The following is a 26,984-nucleotide window of genomic DNA, read 5'->3' on the forward strand; positions in this document are numbered from 1 at the left end:
CGATGGCTACTATACATGTTGATGTGGTAAGTGCGGAAGAATCGATTTTTGCCGGTGAGGCCAAATTCGTTGCTTTGCCTGGTGAAGCGGGTGAACTGGGTATTCTTCCAGGCCACACACCACTGATCTCTCGTATCCGTCCCGGAACAGTGAAAATTGTTCGTGAAGACGGAGGCGAAGAGCTGGTATTTGTGGCTGGCGGCATCATTGAAGTTCAGCCGTATGGCGTTACGGTATTGTCTGACACAGCTATTCGTGCTGCAGATCTTGATGAAGCGAAAGCGGTCAAGGCACGCGAACAGGCTGAAGAAGCGTTGCGTAATGCACGAGACAAGGCAGAGATTGCTGTGGTCGAAGCCGAGTTGGCCATGTTGGCCGCTCAGGTTAGCGCCGCTCGTCGTCTGACTCAAATGAAAAATCGCCATTAAGCGACAAAAGAAGTACGAAAATAGCGCCCTTTGGGCGCTATTTTTTTGTATTTTTAAAACCCGGTTTTGTTTGGCGCCATTACGTTTTTCTGGTGATTGCTGCCCTGCCGGGCATTCATACCCGGCAGGGTGGAAAAACAAGGTTTATTTCAGGGCTGCGGCACGAATTTGGTCAATGGTTGCCGAAGGGGTGATCGCCTGTGGGTCAACCAGACAATGCAAAATGGCCGGTTTTCCGCTTGCCACTGCCCGTTCAAAGGCAGGGCCAAATTCTTCATTGCTTTCCACTCTTTCTCCGTGGCCGCCAAACGCGAAGGCATAGGCGGCAAAATCGGGATTTTGCAAATGAGTGGCACTGATCCGCCCGGGGTAATGCTTTTCCTGGTGCATGCGGATGGTGCCATACATGCCATTGTCAAAAATCAGCACAACGATATTCAGACCGTATTGTACGGCGGTGGCAAATTCCTGGCCGTGCATCATGAAGCAGCCATCACCGGCAAAGCAGACAACCGGCGTGTCGGGCAACAGGCGTTTTGCACCCACAGCCGCAGGCAGGCCATAACCCATCGAGCCCGAGGTGGGGGCCAGCTGGGTACCGAATTGAGTAAACCGGTGGAAACGGTGCAGCCAGGTGGCGTAATTGCCGGCTCCATTGGTCATGATCGTGTCTGGAGTCAGCCGGTTCTCCAGGTATTGCATGATATGGGGCATTTGCAGTTTGCCTGGCACGCTGACGGTTGTCGGGTCGCTCCAGCTCAGGTATTCGTTATGGGCCTGCTTGACCAGTTCCTCCCGGTCAGTGCCTGGCTTGATGCTTAATTTACCCAGTGCACGGGTGAATTCGGCAGGGCTTGCGTTAATAGCCAGCCGAGCCTGGTAGACTCGGTTCAGTTCCTGGCTGTCGGGATGTACATGCACCAGTTTTTGTTGGGGGACCGGGATGGACAGTGCCGTGTAACTTTGTGAAGGAACCTCGGACATGCGGCCTCCCACCAATAGCACGGTATCGGCCTGTTCAAAACGCTTGAGCAATTTCGGATTAATGCCCAGGCCAATATCACCGGCAAAGCAGGGGTGGTTGGCGGGAAAGAGCATTTGGCGCCTGAACTGGACGGCAACGGGCAACTGGTTTTTTTCCGCAAAGCGGGCAAAGGCGTTCACGCTGTCTTCGCTCCAGCGGCTGCCGCCCAGAATGGCGATCGGGTTTTTGGCTTCACTCAACAGGTTTTCAAGGGTGTCCATCTGGGATTGGGTAGGGGCTGATTCAACCGCTTCCACGCGGGGGGCATCGGCCACTTCACGCAGTTGTACCAGCATGTCTTCGGGCAGGGCAATCACAACCGGGCCAGGGCGTCCTGAGGTCGCCACATGAAACGCCCGGGAAATCAGCTCCGGTATTCGGCTTGCATCATCAATTTCGGTGGTCCATTTGGTTTGAGTGCCGAAAACGGCGCGGTAATCCACTTCCTGGAAAGCTTCACGTTCACGCATGCCGGTTTCAATTTGGCCAACAAAAACGATTAAAGGGGTAGAGTCCTGCCTGGCAATATGAATGCCGGCAAATGCGTTGCTGACGCCCGGGCCGCGGGTAACCATGCAAATGCCAGGACGGCCGGTTAATTTGCCATAGGCATCGGCCATCATGGCGGCACCTCCCTCCTGGCGGCATACGGTAATTTGAATATCAGTATCATGCAGTGCATCAAGTACGGCAAGATAGCTTTCACCGGGTACACAAAAAACGTGCTCCACGCCTTGTGCCATAAGTTGATCTACAAGAATTTGTCCACCACTGCGAGTTTTGATATTGTTGTCCATGAGTATTCTATAATAGTAGGGTTTGTAATAAACGTAGCCAAAATAGGAAGTTAGTTTCTACTTAAGAAAACATTCTGGCAGCCGAAACATTATATTAAAGGAAATTCTATATGAAAGGGCGTTCTCTATTTCGCGTCGCTGCGCTGGCCATGAGTCTCGGACTTGGCTTTATGGCCATGACATCTCCTGCCAAAGCAGAAACCAAATATCCTGAGCATGCGGCAAAAGTTGTTGTGGGCTTTAGTCCTGGCGGAACCACCGACGTACTGGCCCGTATCGTGGCTAAAGGCCTAAGTGATGAGTTGGGTGAATCTTTTGTTGTGGAAAACAAAGCCGGTGCTGGCAGCAATATTGCCACTGACCTGGTTGCCCGCGCCAAGCCCGACGGCTATACATTGCTAATGATGGCAATTACCACCACCATTAACCAAACACTGTACAACAATATCAAGTTTAATGTAGAAAAAGATTTTGCGCCTGTTGCCTTGGTCGCCAAGGTTCCCAACGTGCTGGTTGCCAACAAAAACATGCCCTATAATTCGGTGAAAGAGTTGGTCGATCATGCAAAGGCCAAGCCTGAAGACGTGATTTACGGTTCTTCCGGCTCAGGCACTTCAATGCACTTGTCTGGTGAGCTGTTCAAGCAGCAGGCAGGTATCGAGATGCTGCACATTCCCTATGGTGGTAGTGGTCCAGCCATGACTGCTCTTTTGGGCGGTCAGGTTCATGTCATGTTCGACAACATGCCTTCTTCCGCTCCGCATATCAAAGCCGGTTCGCTGAAGCCATTTGCTATTACTTCCGCAAATCGCTCTCCCGCTTTCCCTGATGTACCTACCCTTCAGGAATTGGGTTACCCCAATTTCACGGTTGACTCCTGGTTTGGAATTGTTGCACCTGCCGGTACACCCAAGGAAATTGTGGACAAGCTAAACGTTACCATTGAAAAAATCCTGTCCAAGCCAGAAGTGGTTGAACAGCTGGATGGTTTGGGTGCGGTTACTGAAAAAAATACACCAGAACAATTTGGTGCGTTTATTTCAGCCGAAACCAAAAGCTGGGGTGACGTTATCCGCAAAGGTGGCATTAGCGTAGATTAATTCTGTCGTCAGTCGCTTGTTTGCCTGATATCATTCGTGTTTTTCAGGCAGGCAAGCTATCTACAGCCGGTCTTTTCAAGACATGAAAAAAGCTAATAGATAAAATTCTATTAGCTTTTTTATTACTTCTCAATCCAGGACATTTCCCCTCTTGTGGGGGGTAAGACGTGGGGGTTCAACAAAAGCAGCCAGTGCTTTTGGTGCTGGGTTCAATTACCAGCTGAAACCACCTGTGCTGTGATCTTTACGATCAGCCTGGTCAATTGCTTTTTCGGTATCTTTAAACATTTCAACGAATGAGCTGACAGCGGTAGCAATTGAAGCAATAACAGCTTTAAACATTTTCACCAGATTAACGGGGCGTTCTTCGCTGATTGCCTGTGAAATAAGTTCGCGCTCAAGGTTGTCGCTAAGGGTAATGTTGGAATTCATTGCGGTTTGCATGTGTTATCTCTCTTGAATTGAGTGTTAAGTAAGTGATATCCATTATAGGGTTTTCCCTAGTGTGTTGCAAGTGAAATTGTTGTTTTTTCAAATAATTAATTGAAAATTAAGGATTTTTTTCAAAAAAGACACAATTGCAGGTGCTTGATATTGTGGAAAGCAGCAATTGTTACCAAGTGTTATGAATTGTTATGATGAGGCCCGTCATGAATCGTAATACGGGAGATAAAAATGCGAGAGTGTCTGGATTGTGGTGTTCTGGTCGTGCCTTCTTTTGAGGAAAGAATAAAGGCGTTTATTGACAGGACAAATGTAAATACCCGAAAATTAAATCTCTATCCTGTTAGCCTGATGGAAGACTGTTACCCATCGGACAGCCTTTCCTCGTGCCCTCAACGTCAGGATGCCTATCCGGATCTCTCGGTGTTAACCAACCTGTCGCAAAGGCTGCAGCGTTTTGACGTGATTTTGCTGCCGGTTTCCCAGGATTCTCTGGTATGGACCAGGATGCTGCTTCAGCAAACGCCGCTCTCCCTGTTACGTCCGGTGATTGCGTTAACGAAAGAAATACATCCTGTGGCCATGTACGATTTGGTGTGTCTTGGGGTGGCTGACTGTGTTTTTGCACCCGATAACATCGAAGAGCTAAGGGTTCGCCTGCTCATGCGTTTGCGGCATGAACAGGAAAAGCAATTGCTTGACGGCTCAAGAACGCCTGTTTTGCATGACAAGGCCCGTGAGGTGTCCAGGGTCAGCCGCTCTGTTACTCCTGTTTTCGAAGTCGATGCCTGTTGCAGGGAGCTTGTCAGTCAGGCCCATTCTTACAAGGAAGCCAAATCCAGGCTGGTTGCCCAGTTTGAAAAGACTTATGTGACGCATGCCTTGTTCAGGTGTGGTGGCAATATTGCGATGGCGGCCAGAGTCTCCAGCAAGCATCGAAGGGCATTTTGGGCATTAATGCAAAAACACGGGATCAAGGCAGAACAATTCAAAGATATGCTCTAGTTCGTCACTGTCGCCCTGTAAGTGCCTGAATCAGTTAAAATCTTGGATTCATCATTAAAAGGGATTGCTGTGGTTGCTGCTACATTACAAAACGATACTTTCCTTCGCGCCTTGCAGCGTCAGCCGGTTTCTTATACACCGGTCTGGCTCATGAGGCAGGCAGGCCGTTATCTGGCCGAATACAAACAAACCAGAAGTACCGCAGGTTCTTTTCTGGGGCTTGCCAAAAACCCGGATTTTGCAACAGAGGTTACCATTCAGCCCCTGGACCGTTTTCCGCTTGATGCAGCCATTCTGTTTTCAGATATCCTGATGATTCCTGATGCAATGGGGTTGGGACTTGATTTCGTTCACGGAGAGGGCCCACGTTTTGCGCGTCCGCTGCGTACGGAAGATGATGTCAACAAGCTGGCGGTTCCGGACATGAACGAGTTGCGTTATGTGTTTGATGCGGTAGCCCAAATCAGAAGCAGCCTTAATGGCCGTGCGCCGCTCATCGGGTTTGCCGGCAGCCCCTGGACGGTTGGCTGTTATATGGTGGAAGGTCAAAGTTCTGCCGATTACCGCACCATCAAAACCATGCTGTATACGCAGCCGGCACTGTTGCACAAAATCCTGGATATTACCGCCCAAACGACGACCCAGTACCTGAATGAACAAATCAAGGCGGGTGCCCAGGCTGTCATGATTTTTGACAGTTGGGGCGGTGCTCTGGCCGATGGCCTGTATCAGCAATTTTCGCTGGCCTACATGAAGCAGGTCTGCGATGGTCTCTTGCGTGAATATAACGGCCAGAAAATCCCGGTGATTGTGTTTACCAAAGGCGGTGGCTTGTGGCTTGAAGATATTGTGACCACGGGTTGCGATGCGATTGGGCTGGACTGGACGGTCAATCTTGGCAAGGCCCGTGCCCGGGTTAACGATGCCGTTGCCCTGCAAGGCAATCTTGACCCGATGAGCCTGTTTGGTTCTGAAGCATCGGTACGTCAGGAAGTGCGTCGGGTGATTGATGATTTCGGTCCGGTCGGCAAGGGTGGTCATGTTTTTAATCTGGGTCATGGCATTTCCCAGTTTACCAATCCTGAAAGGGTTGCCGCCCTGGTGGATGAAGTGCATTCCTATAGCCGGAAAATGCACGTTTAATTGAAGTTGTGCACAGTTTTAATAAAGGGTAATATTTGCCCTTTATTAAAACAAAATATAGAAATTCATATTAAGTTATTGATATTAAAAAGAAAAATTGGTTTACCACAAGCTCTTTCAAAGAATTTGTACTGATTTTCATCTTTTCAACAGATTATCAATATACTTTTCCCCAAAGTTATCCACAGCCTGTAGGCAGGTCGCCAGCACTCATTATCAATATCTGTTGCCGGTGTTGAAACGGTCTCCATCACTTGTCAGGCAATCTTCAGGAAGCAGGGTTTGAAACATAATCAATGGATTCGTGTCGCTTTGGACGTCCCTTTGGCGGGCCCCTTCGATTATCGTGTGCCTGAATCCCTGGAAGCCATTAAGGGGCAACGGGTGCTGGTGCCTTTTGGTCGCCGCGAGCTCATTGGTATCGTGCTGGACACCATCGAAAGTCCTTCTTATCCCGAAGAGCAGGTCAAGGACATCTTGATGGTGTTGGATGATTTACCCCCATTGCGGCAGGATTGGCTGGATTTTGGCCAGTTTGCCGCTTCATATTATCATCGTCCGGTGGGTGAGGTTTTGTTGCCTGCCATGCCTTCCGCACTTAGAAAGCCCGGTTCTTATACCGGCAAGTTGTCCAAGGGAGGGCCGGTTGCCCGGCTTGACCGTAAAAAGAAAAAAACCCGGGTGCCCGAGCCACCGGAAGACCGGATGCATGTGCTTAATCCCGAGCAGCAGCAAGCAGTGGATACCGTGCAGTCACTGAAGGGGTTTAAAACCGTCCTGCTGCATGGCGTGACCGGTAGTGGCAAAACCGAGGTCTATCTGCACTTGGCACTGGATGCCCTGACTAAAGGTAAACAGGTACTGTTTCTGGTGCCTGAAATCAATCTTACTCCGCAATTTGAACAGGCCTTGCTGGCCCGTTTCCAGCAGGTGGTAGGCCTGGAAGGGCTCGCGGTATTGCATAGCGGGCTGGCTGAGGGTGAGCGTCTTAAAGCCTGGGTTGCCATACAGCGTGGACAGGTCAGAATCGTGCTGGGAACACGGATGGCCATTTTTGCTCCTTTGCAGGAAGCGGGCCTGATTATTGTGGATGAGGAGCATGATGCTTCTTACAAGCAACAAGAGGGTTTGCGATATTCTGCACGGGATCTGGCCATATGGCGTGCGCACCAGCTGGATATTCCCGTTGTGCTGGGGTCGGCCACGCCTTCACTGGAAAGCTGGCAGCATGCCAGGCTTGGCCGGTATCTTAAACTGACCCTGTCAAAACGCGCCAAAACCACCTATATGCCAGCCATTAAACTGGTGGACACCAAACAGATCAAGCTGGAGCAGGGGTTTGCACCGGTGGTCTTGCATGCCATCCGGGAACGGCTGGCGCGGGGTGAGCAATCTCTGGTATTCCTTAACCGGCGTGGCTATGCGCCCGTCATTCATTGCGCCTCATGCGGCTGGATGAGCCAGTGTCCGCGCTGTTCGGTGTATACCGTGATGCATCGCATGCCCGGGCATGGCAATGTCTTGCAATGCCATCATTGCGGCTATTATGGCAGGGTGCCGGTTAAATGCCCCGATTGTGGCAATCAGGATCTGGAAATGCTGGGCAGGGGCACCCAGCGGGTTGAGGAATTCTTGCAGGCGGCTTTTCCACAAGCCTGTGTTGAACGGATTGATGCGGACAGTACCCGTCTGAAGGGCAGTGCGCGCCAATTGTTTGACCGGGTGCATTCGGGTGAAATTGATATCCTGGTGGGTACGCAAATGGTGGCTAAGGGGCATGATTTTCGTAAACTTGGCCTGGTGTGTGTGCTCAATGCCGATGCCATGCTGTTTTCTTCCGATTTCAGGGCCCCCGAAAAGCTGTTTGCCCAGCTTGCCCAGGTATCGGGCAGGGCGGGCAGGCATGTGGCGGGTGGTGAAGTACTGATTCAAACTGCGTATCCCGAACAGGCGGTTTACCAGGCCCTGATACAGCATGATTATGATACTTTTGCCAATGCCAGCCTTGAAGAGCGTAAAATCACTCATCTGCCTCCTTTTTCTTACCAGGTGCTTATTAGCGCCCAAGCCAAAACCGTCAATGAGGCCATGCAATTTTTACTCGAGGCCAGGCAGTTGCTGGCATCGCAGCCACAATTGGCCGGCTTTCAGGCTGTCATCAATATGTATGATCCCGTCCCCTTGCGGATTGTTCGGGTGGCGCATGTAGAAAGGGCACAATTGTTGGTGGAGTCGGCATCACGGCCTGTATTGCAGGCGTTTCTGGGGCATTGGCTGCCACTGGTGCAGGAAATTGGCAAGCGTCACCGTATTCGTTACTTTATCGAAGTGGATCCCCTTGAAATATGAGTACAACAAATCTTGATGGCCTGAATGCCTCCCAGCGTGAGGCCGTTTTGTACCTGGACGGGCCCTGTCTGGTCCTGGCGGGCGCGGGCAGTGGCAAAACAAGTGTGATCACGCAAAAAATCGCCTACCTGATCAATACTTGTGGCTACGATGCCAAAGGTGTTGTGGCGCTGACGTTTACCAACAAAGCAGCCAAGGAAATGGCCGAGAGGATTAAAACACTGATTGACCGAAAACTCATGAAAGGGCTGATTATCAGTACCTTTCATTCGCTGGGGGTCCGTTTTTTACGGGAAGAGGCCTCGCATGCCGGTCTGAAGCCGCAGTTTTCCATCCTGGATGCCAATGACACCTACGGTATTGTGCAGGAAATGCTGGCAACGACCGACAAGGGGCGGATTCGCATGGTGCAGCAAAAAATCTCGCTCTGGAAAAATGATCTGGTTACCCCTGATATGGCTGAAAGAATGGCTCAAACTCCCGACGAGGTGGATGCCGCGCTGGTGTATCGCAGTTATGATGCGACGCTCAAGGCTTATCAGTCGGTGGATTTTGATGATCTGGTTCGCCTGCCGGCCCAATTGATGATGCAAAATGCCGAGGTGCGTGAGCGTTGGCAAAAGCGCATCAAATATTTGCTGGTGGATGAGTACCAGGATACCAATGTTTGCCAATATGAGTGGGTGAAGCAATTAACCGGTTTCCGGAATATGTTCACTGCCGTGGGTGATGATGACCAGGCCATTTATGCCTGGCGTGGTGCAACGATTGAAAACCTGGCCAAACTGACCAAAGACTATAAGAATCTGAAGTTGATCAAGCTGGAACAAAACTATCGCTCGGTGGAAACGGTGCTGAATGCGGCTAATCAGGTGATTTCAAAAAATCCCAACCTGTTTGGTAAAAAACTCTGGTCCAATTTGGGCAGGGGAGAACCGATTCAGGTCATTTCCATGGATAATGAAGAGGCCGAGGCCGAATCGGTGGGTATGCGTATATCGGCCTCGCGCTTTGAGCGTAATGCCCAGTGGAAGGATTATGCCGTTCTTTACCGGGGCAATCATCAGGCGCGAATTATCGAGCAGACATTCAGGCAGTTGCGTATTCCCTATACCATTTCGGGCGGACAAAGTTTTTTTGACAAGGCCGAGGTGCGTGATGTGCTGTCTTATTTGCGTCTGATTGCCAATGAGGAGGATGATCCGGCCTTTATTCGGGCGGTTACCACGCCCCGGCGTGGGGTTGGGCAAGCTACCCTGACGGCATTGGGTGAGCATGCGGCAGAAAAGAAATGCTCGCTTTTTGAAGCGGTTTTCGATGAGGAGCTGGATACTAAAATTGCCAGCCGGCAGCTTGAACCCTTGCGTGTCTTTGCCAAATTCATCCAGACCATCCAGTGGCGTGCCCGCAAAGGCAGGGCCGATTCTGCCCAGGCCGTGCAACCCGCATCGGCCGATGTGTTGCTGGATGATATTCTCAAATACATGAATTATGAACACTACCTGTATGAAACCCAGGAAGAACGCGCGGCGGAAAACCGTTGGTTGAATGTGCTGGAGCTGGTGGACTGGCTCAAGCGCAAGGCGCAGGAGGACGGTCTTGACCTGATGCAGCTGGTGCAGCATATCGCCCTGATTACCATGCTGGAACGCAGCGAGGAAGAAGAAGAGCCCGATGCCGTTAAATTAACCACGATTCATGCTTCCAAGGGATTGGAGTATCCTTATGTGCACATGATTGGTGTGGAAGAGGGGCTTTTACCGCATATGGGCAAGGATGATGAATACGGTGATGCCAACAAAGATGCCGAGGCGCTGGATGTGCGTATCCAGGAAGAACGCAGGCTCATGTATGTGGGCATTACACGGGCACAGTTTCACTTGACCCTGACCTGGTGTAAAAAACGTCGTCGGGCACGTGAAGACCTGATTCGTGAGCCCTCTCGTTTTATTAGTGAAATGGGACTGGAAAGCGGACGCCAGCTACTCCAGGATCCTTATCAGGGCATGAGTCCCAAGGAAAGACTGGTTAAGTTAAAAGAGATGCTGCAGAAAAAAACTGCCGGTGCATAGGCTTAAATGCTATTTGCAACAGGTGTCCGCATTTTTGGGTGTGGGTGTTTAGGGACGGATGCCGATGAAAACCGATTATCCGGGTCCATTGGAAATGGAATTGCGAGAAACCAAAAGGGATTTAAGGTGCTCCTGGCTTTTATGACCAATACGGTCGCACAATAAAGAGTCGGCAACTTCGCTGCCAAAAATGGTTTTCACTGCGTTAAACAGTAAATTGAACATGATGTTTCCCCCCCTTTGTTGGATTGTATCTAGGGGTTAGTCCCTGTTTTTCTTGGTGATGGTGGCCATAAGCCGTGGATGTCTCTATCCAGGGTGATAGGCCTAGAGAAGGAAATAAAAAAACCTCCGGTGATACCGAAGGTTTTTGTGTGGTGAAAATTGCGAAGGCAGTTTGTTATTCTGCTGCGGGTGCTTCGGGTTCGGTCAAGGAACCGCCTGATTTGTTTGCCATGTATACAACCGCACGTTTGACTTCAATATCATCCAGGGAAGTGTCGCCACCTTTGGCAGGCATGGCGTTGAATCCTTCCAGTGAATGTTTGAAAAGCGTGTCCTCACCTTGTGCGATGCGTGGCGCCCAAGCTGCGCTGTCACCTATTTTTGGGGCACCGGCCACACCGGCGTCATGGCAGGCCATGCAAAGTTTGTTGTACAGGGCTTCACCGGTCAGCAGCTGTTTGGGGCCGGTTTCTTCTGTTTCTGTGACGATGGTCACGTTGTATAAGGCGACTGGCGCGATACGGGCGGCAATGGCTTCATGAGACATGGCATCTGAGCCGTAACCAACCCTGGGAGTTGTATCTACCAGCTTTACCAGCAGGATGATCGCGATGACAGGCACCAGGAATGACAGGCCCACGACAGCAATCAGCTGCTTGGGTGATTTGATGGGACTTTTGTGTTCTTCGTTGTGTACTGTTTGTTCGCTCATGGATCAAATCCTAAGGTTTTTGTTTGCGCAAATACGAGTGGGTAATGAAATCCGGTCATTTAGTATTGTTAATCAGATTATACTTACTAAAAGTACGCGGAAGATTATAGTGATGAATTATAGCGACACTATCTGAAATTTGTATGAATTCCAACAATATATCCCCTTAAAATGCCATTTTGCTGTGCGTTTTATGATCAAAAGCCTGTTTTTTTATAAGCTGTCTTATCTTTTAAACAGAAATTTTGTTAAATAGTAGCGGTTATTAAGATTAATAAGGTACAATCATCGGTTCTGTCAGTCTCCGTAGTTCAATGGATAGAATGAGAGTTTCCGAAGCTCTTGATACAGGTTCGATTCCTGTCGGAGACGCCAAATGAATACTTATACTGCCTGGCAGCAGTACTAAAGAAAAATGAAAAAAGCCCCTGCTTTCCCATGAGAGCAGGGGCTTTTGTTTTTATAACCGTGAGTAAAATCTGCTCACCAAGAAATCAAGCTATAAGAGGGTGTCAAAAGTGACCGGCTGAACGGCTCCAGACGTTCAAAGAATTGCCTGTCAAGAAGGCTGAAACCGGCGATGGGTATGGATATCACGAAGGATAAACAATTGTTATGAATAAACATCAGTTATGTTTCGTGATGCGTAACTGTCCGGTAAAGTCATCTTTTCAAGTCGCTAATAAAATATGAACATACTTGTCCACTATCGCAAATGGACACGTATGGACTATCTAGAAGAAATCAGCCCGCCAGCCGTATTGCTGAACTGTTGCCGCATAATTGGCAACCACAGACAGCGATGTAAAAAAACAGGTTAAAGAAAACCGCTGTCAAGATGAGATGGCCGAACGCTTACCGTGATGTAAACCACGAGTCCAGAGGATGTGTTATTCTGCACAAAATACCCTGGTTTCATAAAACAGTTATTCTCTCTATATTTAAAGGATAGTGAGCATGTCTTTATTCTCCAACGCTTTACGAAAAACCGCCACAACAGCGCTTGTAGCAACCATGCTCGTGGGTACCACAGCATTGGCTTGTACCCGATTAGTCTATCATGGTGTTGATAATCAGATTCTTACCGCCCGCTCAATGGACTGGAGCGTTGATGTGGAAACCAATTTGTGGATTTTCCCCCGGGGCATGGAAAGAAATGGCCAGGCCGGAGAGAACTCTCTTCGCTGGACCTCAAAGTATGGCAGCGTGATTTCATCCGGTTATGATATTTCAACCACAGACGGCATGAATGAAGCCGGCTTGGTGGCCAACCTGCTGTGGCTGGTCGAGTCCAGTTACCCTGAGTTTAAAGAGGGCTCCGCACCGGGTCTGACTATTGCTGCCTGGGGACAATATATTCTGGATAACTTTGCAACGGTCCAGGAGGCCGTTGACGAACTGCGCAAGCAGCCTTATACAATCGTTACACGCGACGTACCGGGACAAAACAGGTTGGCCACGCTCCATTTGGCCATCTCTGATGCCAGTGGTGATAGTGCCATTGTGGAATATATAAATGGTCAGGCGGTGATTCATCACAGTCGTGAATATCAGGTTCTGACCAACTCACCAACGTTTGAGCGCCAGCTTGCCTTGCATTCGTATTGGACCGAGATTGGTGGTACTGTCATGCTGCCAGGCACCAACCGTGCCGCGGACCGCTTTACGCGTGCCGCATTCTATGTGAATGCCATTCCTCGTGAAGAAGACGCGCGCAAGACGATTGCCAGCGTGTTCAGCGTTATTCGCAACGTGTCTGTGCCCTTTGGCATCAGTACTCCTGATCAGCCCAATATTTCATCAACCCGCTGGCGTACCGTGGCTGACCAGAAGCGCATGCTGTACTTTTTTGAGAGCGCGCTGACACCCAACGTTTTCTGGGTTGAGCTCAATGACATTGATTTTTCTGAAAAAACAGGCAAAGTCAAAAAACTGGATTTGGGTCCCAATCAGGCTAATCTTTTCTCAGGTGTGGTCAATGATAAATTCGAAGAATCCAAACCTTTCGAATTTTTGGGTCTTTGATTTTTTGGTTATATTTAAAAGGATGCAGGAATGCTTCAGTCCTATCTAAGGCGCTCACGAGCAACACTTCAGGCGGGTATGTCTGCCCTGGTCTGTTGTCTGGTTTCATCAGCGGCATTCGCACAGGATACCGGTTGGTATGGGCAAATTACTCCTTATGTCTGGGCAACCGGTATGGGAGGTCATCTTAAGCCTTTTTCAGGAGCGCCTTCCATTTCATTCGAGCGGTCTTTTTCAGACACACTGAAAGACCTGGATGCCGCATTTTTTATTAATGGTTTTGCAAGAAAAGACCGTTTCGTGGTTTCCGCAGACTTGCTCTATGCCAGTCTTTCCAGAAAAGGAGAGGTTTTTCCCGATATTTCGGCCAAGGGTAAGCTGCGCATGACTGCGCTGACCCTTACCGGAGGATATCGGGTTCTTGATGACTCAGTCGTGGCCCTGGATGTCATGGCGGGTGCGAGGGCCTGGCGTACACGGGCTTCTGTCAGCGTGCCGGTCATTGGAGAACATCTGTCCGAGACGAAAAAATTTGTTGATCCGATTGTTGCATTACGTGCCAATTTCACTTTGAGTCCTGACTGGTCCATTCTGGCGTATGGTGATATTGGTGGCTTGGGTGCCGGATCAGAACTCACCAAGCAAGTTGCCTTAAGTGCCAATTATCAAGTGAATGAAAATATCTATGTATCAACCGGATATCGTTATCTTTACCTGGATTACAAACAGAACGGGACGCGGATTGATACAAAATTGACGGGTCCGTTTCTTGGGCTGACCTGGAGATTCTGAGGGATTCTGAGGCAGAGCTACGCATGAGCCAGCTTTTGCTGGCTTCTTCATTACTTTTAAGTAGGATAACAATAGCTATGGCATGTACACGAGTGGTTTATTTGGGCGAAGAGCAGCAGATTATTACAGCTCGCTCAATGGACTGGAAAATGGATTTGGGCACCAATCTGTGGGCTTTGCCCCGTGGGGTGAAACGCCAGGGGCAGGCAGGCGCAAACTCTCTTTCCTGGGAGTCCAGGTATGGCAGTCTGGTTGCCACGGGCTATGATATTGCCACCACTGACGGGCTTAATGAAAAAGGTCTGGCTGTTAACCTGTTGTGGCTGGTCGAATCAGAATATCCAACATTTACGCCAGAAAGCAAACCCGGCTTGAACATTTCCCTGTGGGCGCAATACATGCTGGATAGTTTCGCTTCGGTCGATGAGGCCGTCAAGGCACTGGAAAAAGAACCCTTTACCCTGGTGACCGATCAGGTTCCGGGGCAGGATCGTCTGGCAACTTTGCATCTTTCATTGTCGGATGCCTCCGGAGACAGTGCCATTGTTGAATATATTGGTGGCAAGCAGGTGATTCACCATGACCGGAAATACCAGGTCATGACCAACTCGCCCGTATTTGGTGATCAGTTGGCGCTTAATGCTTACTGGAAACAAATTGGTGGCACCGTGATGCTACCGGGTACCAATCGGGCAGCGGATCGTTTCGTACGTGCATCGTTTTATGTGGATGCGATCCCGCAAAAAGCACCTATCGCCGAAGCCTTGGCCAGTATGTTTGGCGTTATCCGGAATGTTTCGGTGCCTTATGGTATTGCTTCTGAAACCGAGCCGAACATATCGTCAACCCGCTGGCGAACCGTGGTTGATCACAAACATTTGAATTATTTCTTTGAGTCGGCTTTCAGTCCCAATACTTTCTGGGTAGATCTGAAAAAAATCGATTTTGGCATGGATCCATCCAAAGCCCTGAAGCTGGATTTGGGCCCCATGGCAAGCCAGGTATATGCAGGCGAAGTCTCGTCCTCTTTTGAGCCAGCCCAGCCATTTACCTTTTTGTCAGTGGGTGCTGGTAAATAGCTAGCACTGTGCAGTAGCGCAGGCGCTTAGATATCCGGTTTTTTCCGGATGCGCTTTTGAACTGACCCCAAAAAACCGGACCCGTTTTCAGTCTTTTTGGGGTTTTTTAATATTGTTCAAGTGCGCGATAAGCCACACCGTTTATGTATTGGGATTCAGCAAGCCATGGGTGGCCAGTCATGAGCGGTCGGGTTTCATGGGGCCCCGGAAGGGATTTTGCTGGAGCGGCTTCGTTATATCAATGATGAGCCCATTTCCTATGTGCAAACCTGGCGGCCTACCTGCAGGTTAAAAACAGAAGCCCCTTGTTGCAATTGCAGGCCAGTTATTACCGCCTGGCACCGTGAAGACAAAGTGGTGTTTGATATTGCCGTTGATGCCTCTTTGGAAAACAGGATTCAGGTGAAAAATTTTCAGCGCGTGCTAAAGTAATCACTTTTCAATCATTATTGTTATTTCTTCTGCCATGACCCAGTTAGTACCTGTCCTTTCATTTGCCCATCAGCTCTTAAGACAGGTGGTGCAGCCTGGCGATGTAGCGGTTGATGCCACCATGGGAAACGGACATGATACGGTGGTACTGGCCCAATGTGTGGGGGCCGCAGGCAAGGTGTATGCGTTTGATGTGCAGGAACAGGCCTTGCATAAAACACGCCGTCGCCTGCAGGCAGCCGGTCTTGACGATCAGGTTGAATTGATTTGCCAGGGCCATCAGTATATGAACGAACACGTGCGACAGGGCGTGTCGGCGGTTATTTTTAATCTGGGTTATTTGCCGGGCGGCAACAAGGCGCTGACTACCCAGCGGGACACGACGCTGGCCGCCACTACCCAAGGGCTGGCTTTGTTGCGACAGCATGGTTTGTTATTGCTGGTGATTTATCCCGGGCATGAACCGGGCAGAATAGAGCAGGAAGCCATTGAGGGCCTGGTAACCGGGCTGGATCAGCAGCATTTCCAGGTACTGCGTTACCAGTTTACCAACCAGAAAAACAACCCCCCCTATTTGCTGGCTATTGAAAAGCTGTCTACCGGTTAAAGGTGGACCAGGGTGTCCTGGGCAGACTGGCTGAGTTGCTCCTTGAACGCAGTCCTGGCCTTGATTAAATACCCATCATCGAAGTGGGCGATTTTTTTATTGTTACAGCCATCCTTGACCTGGCTGATGATATAGCTGCCTTTGGCGCAATGCCTAAGAATCAGCAAGTCATATTTCAAGGCGCTATTGGGATTGTAATGCTTGAAGATTTGCGGCAACCCTTCTTTCAGGCCTTTCTCACTAAGCCAGCCAGAACGGGAATAAAACTCGGGATTGGCCTCTTTCTGACAAGGTAGCGCCAGGTTTATATAGAAAGGATTGTCTTTATGAACGCGGTCATCAAAGTTTCTGTACAAATAGGCAGTTTCCATGGGACACCCATATAAATCAAAATGTTATGTGGGTATTATCCTGTGCTTGTGTTAAGAAACCGTGACAGTTCCTGAATGCGCCTATTCTCCAATATCCTCGTTCCAGAGTTCCGGCTTGCTGGCAATAAAATGACGCATCAGCTCAATGCAGGTATTATCTTGTAAAACCTGCAATTCCACGCCCTGGCTGCGTAATAATGCTTCACCACCCATAAAGGTCTGGTTCTCACCAATCACGACTTTGGGAATGCCACCTTCCTGCAACCCAAGACGAGCTTCCTCAATGGCTGCCTGCATGAATTCATCCATGTCTGTCTCCTGTCTGTTTTTGTTGTCGGTAAGGAAAGTTTACGGGAAATCAAACCGTGATGGAAGGGGGGTGAAGCGGCCGGAAAACGAAGGGTTTCGGGCAAGCCGGTGACATGTCTGTCGCCCGGCCGCGTTGGTCATGCAGGACGCTTCAGGGAGTCATTGTAGTGTTTGACATATTCATCAAATGATTCCATATCGGAGACTTCAATTTCTTTTTGTTCAAGTATTGATTCCTGAGCCATGTTTTTCAGTTTTTGGTCGGTTTCCACCGATAGCTCCTGAAAGCGCAGTGCATCCGAGTGTTCCTGGCTTTTCTGAAGGGTATAATCCTGTAGGCTTAAACCACTGTTCCTGAGTTCCTGCAGCAGGCGGGCAGAAGGCGTCAGGTCCGGGTTGTCCAGTTTTTGTCGTTGCAGTTCAACTGCCGCACTGTATTGTGTGGTGCTGTAGGCAATATCCAGTTCTTTGGCATAGGCAAGAATCTGATCCAGAATCTCATGTCCCCAGTCTTTGACGGACAGGCGGGACCCTTCTTTATTAAGGGTTAAAGCGGGATCGCGACCTTGTTTGACGGTCAGTGCAAAGTTATTCTGGCTTTGTGCGCAGTGACCACCATCAGGGAAGAAACCGCTTTCACTCACGGCACAGAAAAGCAGGAAAGCGTCCATGAAATGGCAGGTGGATGCCGCTATGCCAATAGGCTCGAAAGGGTCGATGTCAAGGCAACGGATTTCAACATATTGCACGCCACGTTCCATCAGGGCGGTAATCGGACGTTCGCCACGCGAGGTGGTTCGTTTGGGGCGAATGCTGGAATAGAATTCATTTTCTATTTGCAGCACATTGGTGTTCAGCTGGATCCATTGGCCGTCACGGTGAGTGCCAATGGCTTCATAAGCAGGCCAGGACTGGGTTACCGCATCATACATTTTTCGGATAAAGGAATCCAGGTCGTTATAGCATAGGGTCAGAGCTGATTGTGCATCGTTCTGGTAGCCCAGGTCACTCATGCGCAGGCTGGTTGCGTAGGGCAGATAGAACGTATCATGATCAAAGGTTTGCAACTCGTGTGGCATGTTGGCCAGGAACGACTTTGAAGCGGCCGGTGAAGCGCCAAACAGATACATCAGGAGCCATGAGTAGCGGGTAAAGTTGCGGATTAAGGCCAGGTAGCCATTGGATTGCTGTTCCTGGTGGCTGTCACCCTTGAAGTCCAGTAATGGCCATAACTCGGAGGGCATGGAAAAATTGTAATGCAGGCCGGCAATACATTGCATTTTCTTGCCATAGCGCTCGGCCAGTCCCCGGCGGTATACATGCTTGAGCATGCCGGTATTGGAAGAGCCATATGTCGCGATCGGGATGTCTTTTTCAGGCGGTAAAATAGCCGGCATGGATTGCATCCAGATGCTTTCACCACGGTTTTGCTGCATGACAAACTGGTGAATCTCGGTGAGTTCCCGTAACAGGGACTCGACGGTTGTATGTGTTCCAGTGATCAGCTCCAGCAAAGCCTCAGAGTAATCGGTCGTAATATGAGGGTGCGTCAGTGCAGAGCCTAAGGCAAGCGGATGGGGCAGAGTGGACAGATGACCATCCCGGTCTATGCGTAAACCTTCCCGCTCGATGCCACGCATGGTTCGGGTTAATATGTCACGATGTTGTTGTAATTGAGTGAATCGCTGCACAAAATATCCTGAATCGTCTAACGAAAATTCGATTTTAAGTTAGAACCCGGGTAATTCAGTTTTAAATTTATCTTTTTATGATTTTTTATTCTTTGTATGAAAATGATAGCTCGCCATCTCCTGATGTTTTCCTTTGTGCTCTTAATGGGGTGTTCGCCCGAGTATGACTGGCGCAGCGTGAATACCGCGGAAGGCAATCTGACAGCTTTGTTTCCGGCCCGGCCGGTGGAGCAAACCAGGCAGGTGGAGCTCGATGGTGAAAAAATGCCATTTACCATGCAGATTGCCACGGTCAGCGATGAGGTGTATGCCGTGGGATATCGTGTCTTTCCGGCGGAGATGGTGGCCGAACAGGCAAAAATTGAGCAAAAAGGCAGGGCGCTCATGGCTTCGGTTTACCAAACCATGGGCGAACCCATGCCGGAACCGGCGCCGGCGTTTGGGGATGTATTCAGTTTTTCCAAAGAGGTCAATGGCAAGGTTTTCAATGTGCATGTCAAAATACTGGCCGCCAATGGCTTAATCGTTCAGGCCTATGTGGCGGCAGATAACCAGACACCGCCCGAACAGGTCAGGCAGTTTCTGGATGGGGTGAAAATCAATTAAATGCCTGTTGCGTGTTGTCGAAGATGTTAGAATCATATCTTTAAGCTTTTTTGCGCCGATTTGCTTGATCTGCTTGCGGGCGCTTCAAAAATCCAGCTAAAGAGGTCCTTATGGCCGAATCTATTCCTGAAAAAAAATTGTCTGAATCCGTTGGTGTTGTCAGTCCGGTTTACCTGGACTTCCAAGAGCCCCTGCCTTTGGCAAGCGGGCAAGTCCTTGAAAACTATACCCTTGCCATAGAAACCTATGGTACCCTTAACGCAGATGCCTCCAATGCCGTGCTGGTGTGTCATGCCCTGAATGCGTCGCACCATGTTGCCGGCATCTCGGCCAGTGATCCCAATGATATTGGCTGGTGGGACAATATGGTGGGGCCGGGCAAACCGGTCGACACCAATATTTTCTTTGTGATTGGTATCAATAACCTGGGGTCCTGTTTCGGCTCTTCGGGTCCTGCTTCCATCAATCCGCAAACCGGCCGTCCCTGGGGGGCTGCATTTCCGGTACTTACCGTTGAAGACTGGGTACGGGCGCAGGCCCGGGTGGCCGATCACTTTGGCATTCAGCGTTTTGCCGCTGTCATGGGTGGTTCGTTGGGCGGCATGCAGGCCTTAAGCTGGGCCATCCAGTGTCCCGAGCGGGTGGCCCATTGCGTGGTCATTGCCAGTACCTGCAGCCTGTCTGCCCAGAATATCGCTTTCAATGAAGTGGCCCGGCGCGCCATTATTACCGATCCTGAATTTCACGGTGGTGATTATTATGCCCATAACACCGTGCCTAAACGGGGTTTGTCAGTTGCCCGCATGATTGGTCATATCACGTATTTGTCCGATGATGACATGGCTGAAAAATTTGGCCGTGCCCAGCGTAATCCTGCCGAAGACGGCCGGTTCCGTTATGGTTACGATGTCGAATTCGAAGTCGAGTCTTACCTTCGCTATCAGGGTGAGAAGTTTTCCGGTTATTTTGATGCGAATACATATTTGCTGATTACCCGGGCACTGGATTATTTTGATCCGGCCCGCCGTCATGGCGGTGATCTGAGCAAGGCGCTGGAAAATGTCCAGGCCGATTTTCTCACGGTTTCCTTCACCACCGATTGGCGTTTCCCGCCCGAGCGTTCCCGTGAATTGGTACGGGCCCTGCTTAAAAACCAGAGCAAAGTCACGTATGCCGAAATTGATGCTCCGCATGGGCATGATGCCTTTTTGCTGACCGATCCCAGATATCACGCCGTTGTCAGGGCCTATTACGAGCGCATTGTGCGCGCCCTTGATCTGGAGGTTACAGCATGAATAAAAAATCCGTATTAAGGCCCAATCAGGGGAACATCCGTCCCGACCTTGCCCGCATTGCCAGCTGGATCCGCGAAGAGTCCCGTGTTCTTGATCTGGGTTGCGGTGACGGTGCCTTGCTGGCGCATGTTCAGAATAGCAAGGGGGTGACCGGTGTTGGTGTTGAGATTGAAGACGAACATGTCATTACCTGCGTACGCAAAGGGGTAGAGGTTATCCAGCAAAACCTGGAAGATGGCCTGGCCATGTTTGACGATCGGCAGTTTGATACCGTGGTATTGTCACAAACCTTGCAGGCCATGAAAAATACCGAGGATATCCTGCGGGAAATGTCACGGGTGGCGCGTTACGGCATTGTGTCGTTTCCCAACTTCGGACACTGGACCCATGGGTGGTCTATTTTGAATGGCCGTATGCCGGTAACCGGGCAAATGCCTTATCAATGGTACAACACACCCAATATTCATTTATGCACATTGCATGACTTTGAGGCGCTGGCCGCCCAGCTGGGTATTAAAATACTGGATCGTGCCACGTTTAACGAGGGCCGTGAGATTTCTTTCATGCCAAGCTGGCGCAGTACGCTGGCGGTGTATCATTTCGAATCGGCACCCCTGTTGAAGGAATAGATTTTTTCCCCTTTAGGCAAACACATTACCCGGTCAATCAAGGAGCATGCCTATTTTCAACTATATCCAACCCTATCTGAGTCGCCGGGTTTATCCTTTGCTGTTATTGGGGGTGGCCAGTGGTTTGCCACTGGCGCTGACCGGTGGAACCTTGCAGGCCTGGGCAACAGTTGAAAATGTGTCGCTCAAGGAAATCGGTTTCCTGACCCTGGTGGGGGCGGCTTATACGTTCAAGTTTCTGTGGGCGCCGTTCATCGACCGTTTTGTGCCCCCTTTTATGGGGCGGCGGCGGGGCTGGATGGCGATTGCGCAAGTAGCCCTGGGTATGACCATTGCTTGCATGAGCCTGTTCAGCCCGTCTGACAACCTGTTTATATTGGCCCTGCTGGCCACGGCGGTGGCATTTTTGTCGGCGACCCAGGATATTGCCTTTGATGCTTACAGTGCCGAAGTGCTCCAGCCGGAAGAACGGGCGGCGGGGGCAGCCATCCGTACCTTGGGTTATCGCATCGGGATGATTGTTTCCGGCGGTCTGGCGCTGGTGATTGCTTCGGTCTGGCTGGGGTGGGCCAATATGTATCTGCTCATGGGCCTGCTCATGTTCGGGTTCGCCGTGTTGACCTGGCTGGCTCCCGAACCTGATGCCACACGTGTACAGCCCCCTCGCAATATTTATGATGCTTTCACGGTGCCTTTCCAGGAATTTTTTTCACGCCCTGAAGCCTGGTCGATTCTGGCCCTGATCGTGTTTTATAAATTGGGAGATGCCTTTGCCGGCGCCCTTTCAACCACTTTCCTGATTCGTGGGGCCGGCTTCTCACCCGAGGTGGTGGGGTCGGTTAACAAGATCCTGGCGGTTATTGCCACGATTTTGGGTGCCTTGGTTGGGGGCTCCATCATGGGTAAGCTGGGTTTGTACCGTTCCCTGATGTTTTTTGGGATCATGCAGGCGGTTTCCAACCTGGCGTATTGGGTAGTGGCCATTACACCGCAAAGTATTCCCGTGATGGCACTGGCCGTTGGTCTGGAAAACCTGTGTGGCGGCCTGGGAACGGCGGCTTTTGTTGCCCTGTTAATGGCCTTGTGTCACCAGCAATTTACGGCCACCCAGTTTGCCTTGCTCTCGGCCCTGTCTTCGGTGGGGCGGGTGTTTTTGGCCGGGCCGCTGACGCCACCGCTGGTGGAAGCGTTTGGCTGGCCCGGATTCTTTGTGTTTACGGTGTTTATTGCCTTGCCCGGTTTGCTGCTGTTGTGGTACCGACGCAAAGAGCTGAGCCGGCTGGATCAGCCGCAACAGGCTGATGAAGTCGGGCCCGAAACTGACGAAGCCGACTTGCCAGTGGCATCCCGTTAGCGTATTGGCAATGTATTTTTTGCCTGTCATGTTGGGGCTGGGCAGCCTTCACTGGCCAGAAAATCCGGCCGGCCAGTGAAAGCACCGGGGGCCTGGATGGGTTATAGCGTCACATCGTAATCAATCGTCAGGGGGGCGTGGTCCGAGAAGCGCTCATCTTTATAAATAGAGGTGGCCACGGCTTTGTCGGCAATGCCCGGGGTTGCAATTTGGTAATCAATCCGCCACCCCACGTTTTTGGCCCAGGCCTGGCCACGGTTGCTCCACCAAGTGTATTGGTCGGGTTCGGGGTTCAGTTTTCTGAATACATCCACAAAACCCCGACGGTCAAAGACTTCTGAAATCCAGGCCCGCTCTTCCGGTGTAAAACCCGAGTTCTTCAGGTTGCCTTTCCAATTTTTCAGGTCAATTTCCTTGTGTGCGATATTCCAGTCACCGCAAATGATGTAGTTGTGACCGGTTTTGACATGGTCTTCCATCATGGCGTCAATCCAGGGACCGAATTTATCCAGGAAACGGAATTTGGCCGCTTGCCGTTCTTCGCTGCTGGAGCCTGAGGGAAGGTAGGCGCTGACCACGGTCAGGTCATCCCAACGGGCACGGATCAGACGGCCTTCTGCATCAAATTCGTCACAGCCCATACCGGTTGCCACCGGTACATCCTGGCGGGTGTAAATGCCTACCCCGCTATACCCTTTTTTTTCTGCATGACAAAAAAAACCGCGGTAATCAAGCGGGTTGCGCAGTTCGTCAACCAGGTCGGGGTCACTGACCTTGATTTCCTGCAGGCAGACAATATCGGCATTATGCTTTTCCAGCCAGGGAATAAGTCCTTTTTTGGCGGCGGAACGAATGCCATTGACATTGATGGAGGTAACGCGTAACAAAATGAATTCCTTTGTGAATCAGTGTTTTGAATCTGTGTTTTTAGGGAACACGGCTGCCGTTATTATAAGGGCCCCACCCAGTATCATGCGCTGAGAGGGGGGCAAACAGTATTCAGGTAAGCACAATCGCATACGCTGATTCAGGGATAGTATTCGCTCTTTTGGAAAATTGTTATGCAGGGATCAGTTCTTCGGCATTATGCTGTTTTTGTAGTGCGATGCCTTGCAGAACAGGGGTGGCCAGATTAGCGACCAGGTCAAGGCGCTGTTTCAGGGCTGTGCTTGAAATCAGGCCATCCTGAATGTCTTCCTGTGTGGCGTATACACCGGCCGGCAGGCTAAGCGCATGGAAGAAACCGAACAGGGTGCGTAGCTGATGGTCAATCATCAGCGCATGCCGGGTACTGCCACCGGTAGCAGCCAGCAAAACAGGTTTGCCCGCGATGGCATTCATATCAACCAGGTCAAACAAATGTTTGCACAGGCCGGGAATGGAGCCCTTGAATACAGGGGTTCCTACAATCAGAAAATCGGCCTGTTCAATGCGGGTTAACGTCTGTTTGGCATAATCGTTCAGATGATCGGTGGAAAGTGCTGTTCCAATATAGGGAACCAGATCGACCAGATCGATGAATTCGGTTTCAAGTGATACCCGCTTTGATATTTGTTTTTCAATTTCATTCAGTAGTATGCCAGTACGGGATGGGCGATGCAGGCTACCATTAATAACGACAGTATTCAAGGGTTGTATCATGTTGTTCTCTTTTATGTTAAATGGAGATGAAGGGTGTCATTGTCATACTTTAATCAGTACGGGATCAGGTAATGTTAATAAATAAAGCTTACAAGTTACACAAGGTATTTTAGTTAATCTTGATATTGGCTTCCGAAGCCAGTTCTCTCCATACCGGGATCTCTGTTTTTACAATATGATCCAGCTCGGCGGCAGTACTGCCTACGGCTACGGCCCCCTGTGCCAGGAAGGCTTCCTGGATGGACTTGTCTTTCGCGCTATCGGCCAATATGGACTGGATTTTTTCAATGATGGGCTCAGGCGTATTTGCGGGGGCAAACATGGCGTACCATGAGTCCACATTAAAGCCAGGCAGCGTTTCTGAAACAGTGGGTACATCGGGAAGGACGGGGGTGCGTTTGGCTGTGGATACGGCAAGTGCCTTCAATTTTCCGGATTTAATATGCTGGGTTACGGCCGGCAAAGAAACCCAGAGTAGGGGGATTTGTCCACCAAGTACATCAATGGTTGCAGGACCACCTCCACGGTAAGGAACATGAGTGAGTTCTGTTTTTGTGTTTTTTTTGAATAACTCAACAGCAATATGGCTAGGTGTGCCGACACCGGCAGATCCATAAATTAAAGGGGTTTCCGAATTCTGGGCAAACGTGATCAATTCTTTAATGGTGGATGGGGGGAATGAGGGGTTTGCAACCAGCACCTGTGGTGCCGAGGCCACCAGTGACACGGGGGTCAGGTCTTTTTCTGTGTCAAAGGGCAGTGTTTCATAAATGGCTGGATTGATGGTGTGTGAGGACAGCGTGAGTAATAAGGTATAGCCGTCAGGATCACTTTTTGCAACTTGTGCGGTTCCAATGGTTCCTCCGGCCCCTCCTTTGTATTCGATGATGACGCTTTGACCCAGCTGCTTGGCAAGTGGTTCCTGAATGATATTGGCAGCTACGCCTACACTGCCTCCGGTTGGATAGGGTACAACCAGACGAATAGGCTTTTCAGGGTAGGTTGCTGCATTCGAGATGGGGGTGAGTGCAAGGGTGATAACTGCAAGCAGTATCTTGATGTTACTTGATAATTTCATTTCAACTCTTCTTGATTTCAGTTTTTCAATAAGACCATTTCAGTCAGAATATGAGTCTGGACATGGTTAATGGATAAAATTTATGGGCTGGCTGACAGGAAGGTGTTGCTGGCTATCTGGCAACACCATCACATTTACAGCACGCTAAAAAAATGGGTGCCATCTTGTCTCAGTTGTTCCACCAGACCAAATTCCCAGTCCAGATAGGCCTGCATGGCACTGGCTGGAGCATCCGTACCTTCGTAGGGACGCCGGTACCTGTCAATGGCAGGACTGTCCAGGTGGGTGGGACCATGCTCCAGAGGCAGGCCTGCATCTATCCAGGCCTGTGTGCCGCCGGTCAGTACCAGGATGGGGCTTGAGGTATGGGTTTGCGCATCATTTGCCGCAAAGCGGGCAAGTTGGCTTGAACCGCATGTAAAAATGAATTTTTTGCCTGCTGGCTGGGCAGTGATCAGCCTGACGATGTGGGAACGCAAGGCAAAGCGGGCACCGGGGATATGGCATTTGATGTAATTCGCGCTGGTGGTAAAGTCAAAAATGACGTGGTTTTCGTGTTCGTTCGAGCTCAGGATTTCCTGGAGTTTCTGTACGGAAATTTCCTGTGTCTTGCCGGGTTCCGGTACGGGGTTGACAGTTTCTCCCCTGACAGAAAAGTCCTCCGGATTGGCAGACTCAATGACATAGGTTTCCCAGCCCATTTGTGCCAGCCAGGACGCGGACATATTGGCCCGTACGCCATCCAGATCGGCCAGAACAATCCGTGCGCCCCTGACGGGGGCGGTGTGATCGGTTTCCTGTACCAGTTGTCCGCCGGGAACATTGATGAATCCGGCTAAATGCCCATTTTTATATTCCTCAGGTGTCCGGACATCAATGAAGTAAGTGGTGCGGCCAGTATGCTGCAGTTGCTGCAGCGCGTCTAGCGTAATGTGTTTGACACCGGCAGCATCTGCGACACGGCGCGCATCAGACTGAGCCACCTCAAGTACCTGTTTGTCAATATCGTCAGGGAATTTTCTGTCGGCACCTTTTTCCAGTTCATGACCGGCAAGCGTCCAGCCAATTGTACCGTTACGCAGTGCAGCGACTGGGTTGGGAAGAGCAGCATTGATGAGGGATTGGGTGCCTATGATGCTTCTTGTACGTCCTGCACAATTAACGATAATCTGTGTTGTCGGGTTGGGGGCCAATGCTCTTGCCCGTAGAACCAATTCAGCACCAGGAACGCTCACTGAACCTGGTATGTTCATGGTTTGGTATTCATCAAAACGACGTGCGTCAAGAACAATAGTATTGGTATTGCTTTCCAGCAATTTTTTGACTTCATCAGCAGGCAGGGATGGCGTGTCTCGATGGTGTTCAACGAGTTCCCCAAAGGATTTGCTGGGAACATTGACATCCCTGAACAGTTCACCTCCTGCCGCCTGCCATCCTTCCAGACCATTTTCCAGAAGGAATACATTGGTGTAGCCCAGTTTTGACAGTACCCTGGCAGCACGGGGAGCAAGGTCTTCAAATTCGTCCTGACCGTATATCACAATGGTCGTATCCTTTCTGGGGATGCGTTGCCAGGCTTGTAGTTCCAGTCGTGACAGCGGGAAGTTGCTGGCCCAGAGCGGATGTTCCTGGGCATAGGGGTCTTCTTCTCGCACATCAATCAGTGTGATCTCGGTGCGTGCCAGCAGTTTCTCACGGACATCGGTGGCGCTGAGTACGGGATAGTCATGGGTTGGCATTTATTAGTTTCCTTATGGGTTGTGAAGTTCATTAACA

The 26,984-nt window shown here is 50.3% G+C and carries 25 protein-coding genes, 1 tRNA gene and 1 riboswitch; of the genes, 15 read left to right on the forward strand and 11 right to left on the reverse strand.

Features of this window, described 5'->3' with window-relative positions:
- Positions 1 to 2: 2 nt before the first annotated feature.
- The gene (locus HCX92_RS03350) at positions 3 to 428 is read left to right on the forward strand and encodes a F0F1 ATP synthase subunit epsilon (RefSeq protein ID WP_169293501.1); all 426 of its coding nucleotides are present in this window, start codon (positions 3 to 5) and stop codon (positions 426 to 428) included.
- A 144-nt stretch (positions 429 to 572) separates the two neighbouring features.
- Here the strand turns inward: HCX92_RS03350 and HCX92_RS03355 are convergent, their stop codons facing one another.
- Positions 573 to 2,249 (reverse strand): thiamine pyrophosphate-binding protein, encoded by a 1,677-nt coding sequence (locus tag HCX92_RS03355; protein WP_169293502.1) that lies wholly within the window; start codon positions 2,247 to 2,249, stop codon positions 573 to 575.
- Between the two features lie 110 nt (positions 2,250 to 2,359).
- On the opposite strand from HCX92_RS03355, the gene HCX92_RS03360 reads away from it, so the two are divergent.
- Positions 2,360 to 3,349 (forward strand): tripartite tricarboxylate transporter substrate binding protein, encoded by a 990-nt coding sequence (locus HCX92_RS03360; RefSeq protein WP_169293503.1) that lies wholly within the window; start codon positions 2,360 to 2,362, stop codon positions 3,347 to 3,349.
- Positions 3,350 to 3,562: 213 nt separating this feature from the next.
- Here HCX92_RS03360 and HCX92_RS03365 read toward each other — a convergent pair whose 3' ends face one another.
- Positions 3,563 to 3,793, reverse strand: coding sequence for a hypothetical protein (locus HCX92_RS03365; protein WP_169293504.1), 231 nt, complete (start codon positions 3,791 to 3,793; stop codon positions 3,563 to 3,565).
- A gap of 231 nt (positions 3,794 to 4,024) precedes the next feature.
- Here HCX92_RS03365 and HCX92_RS03370 point away from each other — a divergent pair, with 231 nt between their 5' ends.
- The 4 genes from HCX92_RS03370 to HCX92_RS03385 all read left to right on the forward strand — a co-directional run bounded on the left by HCX92_RS03370 (position 4,025) and on the right by HCX92_RS03385 (position 10,362).
- Complete coding sequence (locus tag HCX92_RS03370; protein ID WP_169293505.1) at positions 4,025 to 4,798, forward strand: hypothetical protein; 774 nt, start codon at positions 4,025 to 4,027, stop codon at positions 4,796 to 4,798.
- A 69-nt stretch (positions 4,799 to 4,867) separates the two neighbouring features.
- Positions 4,868 to 5,941: a uroporphyrinogen decarboxylase gene (gene hemE / locus HCX92_RS03375; RefSeq protein WP_169293658.1), complete on the forward strand. Its 1,074-nt coding sequence runs from the start codon at positions 4,868 to 4,870 to the stop codon at positions 5,939 to 5,941.
- 282 nt (positions 5,942 to 6,223) lie between these two features.
- On the forward strand, positions 6,224 to 8,290 hold the full coding sequence (locus HCX92_RS03380; RefSeq protein ID WP_211182244.1) for a primosomal protein N': 2,067 nt from the start codon (positions 6,224 to 6,226) through the stop codon (positions 8,288 to 8,290).
- The gene (locus HCX92_RS03385; protein WP_169293506.1) at positions 8,287 to 10,362 is read left to right on the forward strand and encodes a UvrD-helicase domain-containing protein; all 2,076 of its coding nucleotides are present in this window, start codon (positions 8,287 to 8,289) and stop codon (positions 10,360 to 10,362) included. Before HCX92_RS03380 ends, HCX92_RS03385 begins: the two co-directional genes overlap by 4 nt.
- 75 nt (positions 10,363 to 10,437) lie before the next feature.
- Here the strand turns inward: HCX92_RS03385 and HCX92_RS03390 are convergent, their stop codons facing one another.
- Complete coding sequence (locus HCX92_RS03390; protein WP_169293507.1) at positions 10,438 to 10,587, reverse strand: hypothetical protein; 150 nt, start codon at positions 10,585 to 10,587, stop codon at positions 10,438 to 10,440.
- 175 nt (positions 10,588 to 10,762) lie between these two features.
- Entirely contained in the window at positions 10,763 to 11,299 is a 537-nt protein-coding gene (locus HCX92_RS03395) for a cytochrome c5 family protein (protein WP_169293508.1), read from the reverse strand.
- Between the two features lie 300 nt (positions 11,300 to 11,599).
- On the opposite strand from HCX92_RS03395, the gene HCX92_RS03400 reads away from it, so the two are divergent.
- The 5 genes from HCX92_RS03400 to HCX92_RS03420 all read left to right on the forward strand — a co-directional run bounded on the left by HCX92_RS03400 (position 11,600) and on the right by HCX92_RS03420 (position 16,234).
- Positions 11,600 to 11,674, forward strand: a tRNA-Arg gene (locus HCX92_RS03400).
- 582 nt (positions 11,675 to 12,256) lie between these two features.
- Positions 12,257 to 13,324 (forward strand): linear amide C-N hydrolase, encoded by a 1,068-nt coding sequence (locus HCX92_RS03405; protein WP_169293509.1) that lies wholly within the window; start codon positions 12,257 to 12,259, stop codon positions 13,322 to 13,324.
- Between the two features lie 30 nt (positions 13,325 to 13,354).
- Positions 13,355 to 14,116: a hypothetical protein gene (locus tag HCX92_RS03410; protein ID WP_211182245.1), complete on the forward strand. Its 762-nt coding sequence runs from the start codon at positions 13,355 to 13,357 to the stop codon at positions 14,114 to 14,116.
- A 77-nt stretch (positions 14,117 to 14,193) separates the two neighbouring features.
- On the forward strand, positions 14,194 to 15,195 hold the full coding sequence (locus tag HCX92_RS03415) for a linear amide C-N hydrolase (RefSeq protein WP_371808383.1): 1,002 nt from the start codon (positions 14,194 to 14,196) through the stop codon (positions 15,193 to 15,195).
- A 466-nt stretch (positions 15,196 to 15,661) separates the two neighbouring features.
- On the forward strand, positions 15,662 to 16,234 hold the full coding sequence (locus HCX92_RS03420) for a class I SAM-dependent methyltransferase (protein WP_169293511.1): 573 nt from the start codon (positions 15,662 to 15,664) through the stop codon (positions 16,232 to 16,234).
- Here HCX92_RS03420 and HCX92_RS03425 read toward each other — a convergent pair.
- The 3 genes from HCX92_RS03425 to gshA all read right to left on the reverse strand — a co-directional run bounded on the left by HCX92_RS03425 (position 16,231) and on the right by gshA (position 18,605).
- Positions 16,231 to 16,605: a hypothetical protein gene (locus HCX92_RS03425; protein ID WP_169293512.1), complete on the reverse strand. Its 375-nt coding sequence runs from the start codon at positions 16,603 to 16,605 to the stop codon at positions 16,231 to 16,233. The genes HCX92_RS03420 and HCX92_RS03425 overlap by 4 nt on opposite strands.
- 81 nt (positions 16,606 to 16,686) lie before the next feature.
- The gene (locus HCX92_RS03430; RefSeq protein ID WP_169293513.1) at positions 16,687 to 16,914 is read right to left on the reverse strand and encodes a hypothetical protein; all 228 of its coding nucleotides are present in this window, start codon (positions 16,912 to 16,914) and stop codon (positions 16,687 to 16,689) included.
- A 137-nt stretch (positions 16,915 to 17,051) separates the two neighbouring features.
- Positions 17,052 to 18,605, reverse strand: coding sequence for a glutamate--cysteine ligase (gene gshA / locus HCX92_RS03435; protein ID WP_169293514.1), 1,554 nt, complete (start codon positions 18,603 to 18,605; stop codon positions 17,052 to 17,054).
- Between the two features lie 96 nt (positions 18,606 to 18,701).
- Here gshA and HCX92_RS03440 point away from each other — a divergent pair, with 96 nt between their 5' ends.
- The 4 genes from HCX92_RS03440 (at position 18,702) to HCX92_RS03455 (ending at position 22,489) form a co-directional block, all read left to right on the forward strand.
- Positions 18,702 to 19,211, forward strand: coding sequence for a hypothetical protein (locus HCX92_RS03440; protein ID WP_169293515.1), 510 nt, complete (start codon positions 18,702 to 18,704; stop codon positions 19,209 to 19,211).
- A gap of 42 nt (positions 19,212 to 19,253) precedes the next feature.
- Positions 19,254 to 19,332: riboswitch (SAM riboswitch) on the forward strand.
- The gene (locus tag HCX92_RS03445) at positions 19,322 to 20,506 is read left to right on the forward strand and encodes a homoserine O-acetyltransferase (RefSeq protein WP_169293516.1); all 1,185 of its coding nucleotides are present in this window, start codon (positions 19,322 to 19,324) and stop codon (positions 20,504 to 20,506) included. Its footprint overlaps the riboswitch before it by 11 nt.
- Positions 20,503 to 21,135, forward strand: coding sequence for a methionine biosynthesis protein MetW (gene metW / locus HCX92_RS03450; RefSeq protein ID WP_169293517.1), 633 nt, complete (start codon positions 20,503 to 20,505; stop codon positions 21,133 to 21,135). Before HCX92_RS03445 ends, metW begins: the two co-directional genes overlap by 4 nt.
- Positions 21,136 to 21,181: 46 nt before the next feature.
- Positions 21,182 to 22,489: an MFS transporter gene (locus tag HCX92_RS03455; protein ID WP_169293518.1), complete on the forward strand. Its 1,308-nt coding sequence runs from the start codon at positions 21,182 to 21,184 to the stop codon at positions 22,487 to 22,489.
- Between the two features lie 101 nt (positions 22,490 to 22,590).
- Here the strand turns inward: HCX92_RS03455 and HCX92_RS03460 are convergent, their stop codons facing one another.
- From HCX92_RS03460 to HCX92_RS03475, 4 genes are all read right to left on the reverse strand, one after another.
- Positions 22,591 to 23,376 carry an exodeoxyribonuclease III gene (locus HCX92_RS03460; RefSeq protein ID WP_169293519.1) on the reverse strand — a complete coding sequence of 262 codons (786 nt, stop codon included), beginning with the start codon at positions 23,374 to 23,376 and terminating at the stop codon, positions 22,591 to 22,593.
- Positions 23,377 to 23,548: 172 nt separating this feature from the next.
- On the reverse strand, positions 23,549 to 24,130 hold the full coding sequence (msuE, locus tag HCX92_RS03465; protein WP_169293520.1) for an FMN reductase: 582 nt from the start codon (positions 24,128 to 24,130) through the stop codon (positions 23,549 to 23,551).
- 109 nt (positions 24,131 to 24,239) lie between these two features.
- Positions 24,240 to 25,208 (reverse strand): tripartite tricarboxylate transporter substrate binding protein, encoded by a 969-nt coding sequence (locus HCX92_RS03470; RefSeq protein WP_169293521.1) that lies wholly within the window; start codon positions 25,206 to 25,208, stop codon positions 24,240 to 24,242.
- 134 nt (positions 25,209 to 25,342) lie between these two features.
- Positions 25,343 to 26,947 carry a rhodanese-related sulfurtransferase gene (locus tag HCX92_RS03475; protein WP_169293522.1) on the reverse strand — a complete coding sequence of 535 codons (1,605 nt, stop codon included), beginning with the start codon at positions 26,945 to 26,947 and terminating at the stop codon, positions 25,343 to 25,345.
- Positions 26,948 to 26,984: the final 37 nt, after the last annotated feature.

It is taken from the genome of Advenella sp. EE-W14, from assembly GCF_012923605.1.
In the GTDB taxonomy this organism is placed as follows: domain Bacteria; phylum Pseudomonadota; class Gammaproteobacteria; order Burkholderiales; family Burkholderiaceae_B; genus Advenella; species Advenella alkanexedens.